This window comes from Vibrio sp. YT-17 (assembly GCF_033337375.1).
GTDB lineage: Bacteria > Pseudomonadota > Gammaproteobacteria > Enterobacterales > Vibrionaceae > Vibrio > Vibrio alginolyticus.
In genome coordinates this window covers 1-1,235 of record NZ_JAWOQP010000126.1, presented here as the reverse complement: position 1 = coordinate 1,235, position 1,235 = coordinate 1, and the positions used below count along the sequence as shown (strand labels likewise).

The following is a 1,235-nucleotide window of genomic DNA, read 5'->3' as shown; positions in this document are numbered from 1 at the left end:
TCAATATCACATATAAGGACGTGGTTTACTTTGACAACACTGCATAAAAAAAACAAGGTATATCACCAATGTCTATCAGAAACCTATCTATTGCGAAGAAAATTTCGCTCTCTTTTTTACTGATTGCGCTTATTAATATTGTATTTGGCGTGTTTTTGTCTAAAGAGCTCAAAGAAATCAAATCTGAGCTTTTAAACTATACTGATGACACTCTTCCAGCAATGGAAAGAGTGGATGCGATCCGAGATGATCTTTCTCACTGGCGTCGCTCTCAATTTGCTACTTACACCTATAAGGACGCAGATAAGATCAGAAACAAAATCGCAAGTAACATCCGTGAACGCGAAAAGATCAGCAAAGAACTTGAAGCTTACGGCTCAACCATTTGGCCAGGTGAAGAACAACAAACGTTCCAACGCCTAATGCGCCAATGGAAACAGTACTTGGTTACTATGGACCAATACAATGAGTCGATGTTAGCAGGCAACAAAACCGAAGCGCTCGCTGTTCTATCTAACTCTTTAAACGACTTCGAAGCCGTCGATTCTGATCTAAACGAGCTAATCCGCTTGTTGAAAGTCGCAATGGACAGCAACAAAAATCACATCCTTTCTTCAGTGAACGGTTTGAGCAGCTCATCCATCGCGAGCAACGTGACCATTCTAGTGATCATGATTGTTATGACGCTTGTTCTAACGCGTTTGATTTGTGGCCCACTACAACTTGTTGTGGAACAAGCAAACTCGATTGCGAAAGGTGACCTTTCTAAAGACATCGATCGTAAATTGATTGGTAACGATGAACTGGGCGAGTTGGCAGATGCAACGACTAAGATGCAAAACGACCTACGCCAAGTTATCGACAACGTTATTGCCGCTGTAACGCAATTGAGCAGTGCAGTAGAAGAGATGAACCAAATCTCTGAGCTTTCTGCTTCTGGCATGAAAGACCAACAGCTACAAATCACGCACGTTGCAACAGCAATGACGGAAATGAAAGCTGCGGTAGCCGACGTTGCACGCAACACGGAAGAGTCAGCGAGCCAAGCAAACGATGCAAACCACCGTACACAACTTGGTGTGCGTGAAACACAAAGCATGGTTGATGCGATTGGTGAAGTAGCAAATGTTATCGGCGCTGCTGGTGATACAGTTTCAGAGCTTGAACAGCAATCGAACCAAATCAACGTTGTGGTTGATGTTATCCGTGATATCGCGGATCAAACAAACTTGCTT

1 protein-coding gene is annotated in these 1,235 nt (G+C 43.2%); it reads left to right on the top strand.

Annotated features, from left to right (window positions below):
- Positions 1-68: 68 nt before the first annotated feature.
- On the top strand, positions 69-1,235 hold a 1,167-nt coding region (locus tag R7F67_RS24375; protein ID WP_318057482.1), incomplete at its 3' end, for a methyl-accepting chemotaxis protein.